The sequence below is a fragment of the Streptomyces calidiresistens genome (genome assembly GCF_014141525.1).
GTDB lineage: Bacteria > Actinomycetota > Actinomycetes > Streptomycetales > Streptomycetaceae > Streptomyces > Streptomyces calidiresistens.
On the sequence record NZ_VKHS01000728.1, the window covers coordinates 1 to 2,747 of the forward strand.

Below are 2,747 nucleotides of genomic sequence, written 5' to 3' on the forward strand. Positions count from 1 at the left end.
CTCCCGCCCCGCCCGGTGCGGACACCCCGCCCGCAGCGGTCGGCCGGGTCCCCCGCAGGCGATAGGGTGTTTTCCGTCGGGCCCGAAACGTCCCACCGGCACCGGGACGGTGGCCCGGGAGTACGCAGGACAACAGCAGACGCGGCCGAGGAGTCACCCGGATGAGCACCACCCAGATCGACAGGCTGCGGGAGTTGTTGGAACCGCTCGCCGCCCGGCAGGGCATGGACCTGGAGGACCTCACCCTGACCCGCGCCGGTCGCCGTCAGGTCCTGCAGTTGGTCGTCGACACCGACGAGGGCGTACAGCTGGACCAGTGCGCCGAGCTGAGCCGCGCCGCCTCCGAGCTGCTGGACGCGCAGGACGTGATGGGTGCCGATCCGTATGTCCTGGAGGTCACCTCGCCGGGGGTGGACCGCCCTCTGACGCAACCGCGCCATTTCCGCCGCGCGGTGGGTCGGATGGTGCGGATCCGGCCGATCTCGGGGGAGACCTTCACGGCCCGCCTGCTGGGGCTGGACGAGGAAGGGCTTGATCTGGAGATCCCGGGGGAGAAGGGCCGCAGGCCCAAGCCCCGGCGGATCACCTTCGCCGAGGTCGAGCAGGTGCGCGGCGAGGTCGACTTCAGCCGCAAGGACATGCCGGAAGAGGAGGCATAGCCGTGGACATCGACATGAGCGCCCTGCGGGGACTGGTCAGGGAGAAGGAGATCTCCTTCGACGTCCTGGTGGAGGCGATCGAGTCCGCGCTGCTCATCGCCTACCACCGCACCGAGGGCAGCAGGCGGCACGCCCGGGTCGAACTGGACCGGACCACCGGCCACGTCACGGTGTGGGCCCGGGAGGATCCCGAGGACCTGCCCGACGCCGACACCGGGGCCGACGCCGGGGCCGACGCCGGGGCCGAGGCGGGCGGCGCCCCCGGCGCCGGGTCGGGAGCCCCGCGCCCCGAACCCCGGGAGTTCGACGACACCCCCGCCGGCTTCGGCCGGATCGCCGCCGGTACCGCCAAGCAGGTCATCCTGCAACGACTCCGGGACGCCGAGGAGGACGCCACCTTCGGCGAGTACGCCGGGCGCGAGGGCGACATCGTCACCGGTGTCGTCCAGCAGGGACGGGACCCGCGCAGCGTGCTGGTGGACATCGGTCGGCTGGAGGCGATCCTGCCCCCGCAGGAGCAGGTGCCCGGCGAGCGCTACCCGCACGGCACCCGCCTGCGCAGCTACGTGGTCCGGGTGGTCAAGGGGATGCGCGGTCCCTCGGTGACCCTCTCGCGGACCCACCCCAACCTGGTCAAGAAGTTGTTCGAGCTGGAGGTGCCGGAGATCGCCGACGGTTCGGTGGAGATCGCGGCGATCGCCCGCGAGGCCGGCCACCGCACCAAGATCGCGGTCCGCTCGTTGCGCTCCGGCCTCAACGCCAAGGGGGCCTGCATCGGCCCCATGGGCGGTCGGGTCCGCAACGTCATGGCGGAGCTCAACGGCGAGAAGATCGACATCGTGGACTGGTCCGAGGACCCGGCGGAGATGGTCGCCAACGCCCTCTCCCCGGCCCGGGTCAACCGGGTGGACGTGGTGGACGCCCGGGCCCGCTCCGCCCGGGTGATCGTGCCCGACTACCAGCTCTCCCTGGCCATCGGCAAGGAGGGGCAGAACGCCCGCCTCGCCGCCCGGCTGACCGGCTGGCGCATCGACATCCGCCCCGACACCGAGGAAACGGGAGGGGCCGGGGAGTCCGGCGAGGGGGGCGGGTCCGACCCCGCACGGGACCGGCCCCGCACCCGCCCCCGGGAATCGCGGGACCACCACGGCCCGCCCCGCGGCGACCGGGGGGCGACCACCGGCCCCGACGACCGGCGCCGGCACACCGACGCCGGCTGAGGGGGCCGGGCCGGCGCGGCCGGGGCCCCGGCGCGGAATACCCCTGCCCGTTCCCGTGTTGACGGGACGGGCGACCACGGGCGATCCGCGCCCGGATGGATCAACGGCGTGCCCCCGATCACGGAACGGGGCGCGCGGGGAGGTAGAATCGACGATGTCCGGCCGGACGCGCGTCCGAGCCTGCCCGGAGCGCACCTGTGTGGGCTGCCGGGAACGCTCCTCCAGGAACGGGCTGCTGCGTGTGGCGCTGGAAGGGAACACCTGTGTTCCCGATCCACGCGGTACGCTGCCCGGGCGGGGTGCCTACCTGCACCCCGTGCCGGCCTGTCTGGAGACGGCGTTGCGCCGCAGGGCGTTCCCCAGGGCCTTCCGCCGCGGGGGGCCCCTGGACACGGCGCCCCTGGAACGGGCGATTCGCCCCCCGGCGGGACGGGAAACACCGCACCAACAGTGGTAGAGCCCCATGCAAGACGCGCCGCGCGGTTCCCCGCGCGGCCGAGGTACCTCGCGAGTCGGAAGTAGGTCGAGATTGCGATGAGCACTCGATGAGTACGCGATGAGTACGCCCCAGCAGTAGCGAAGGTCCGGCGGACGACCCACCCCGGACCGACTAAGGAGCGAAGTGGCTAAGGTCCGGGTATACGAGCTCGCCAAGGAGCTTGGAGTCGAGAGCAAGGTCGTCATGGCCAAACTCCAGGAACTGGGTGAGTTCGTCCGTTCGGCGTCCTCGACGATCGAGGCGCCCGTTGTTCGCAAGTTGACGAACGCACTCGACGGCGGCGGCGCCTCCGGGGCGCGCAAGTCCGCCAAACCGTCCGCACCCCGCAAGCCCGGCGCCGCGGCGCCGCGCCCGGGTGCCCCCAAGCCC

General features: G+C 72.8%; 4 protein-coding genes. All 4 read left to right on the top strand.

Annotated elements, in window-relative coordinates; translation table 11 throughout:
- The first annotated feature begins 161 nt into the window (after positions 1–161).
- Complete coding sequence (gene rimP, locus FOE67_RS22040) at positions 162–659, top strand: ribosome maturation factor RimP (RefSeq protein WP_182666586.1); 498 nt, start codon at positions 162–164, stop codon at positions 657–659.
- 2 nt (positions 660–661) lie between these two features.
- The gene (nusA, locus tag FOE67_RS22045; protein ID WP_323385270.1) at positions 662–1,879 is read left to right on the top strand and encodes a transcription termination factor NusA; all 1,218 of its coding nucleotides are present in this window, start codon (positions 662–664) and stop codon (positions 1,877–1,879) included.
- 154 nt (positions 1,880–2,033) lie between these two features.
- On the top strand, positions 2,034–2,336 hold the full coding sequence (locus tag FOE67_RS22050) for a YlxR family protein (RefSeq protein WP_182666587.1): 303 nt from the start codon (positions 2,034–2,036) through the stop codon (positions 2,334–2,336).
- A gap of 165 nt (positions 2,337–2,501) precedes the next feature.
- The coding region (locus FOE67_RS22055; protein ID WP_182666588.1) for a translation initiation factor IF-2 N-terminal domain-containing protein at positions 2,502–2,747 on the top strand (246 nt) is incomplete at its 3' end.

Coding starts and splice junctions, on each gene's coding strand:
- rimP (WP_182666586.1), top strand. CDS start 162: ATGAGCACCACCCAGATCGACAGGCTGCGGGAGTTGTTGGAACCGCTC.
- FOE67_RS22050 (WP_182666587.1), top strand. CDS start 2,034: ATGTCCGGCCGGACGCGCGTCCGAGCCTGCCCGGAGCGCACCTGTGTG.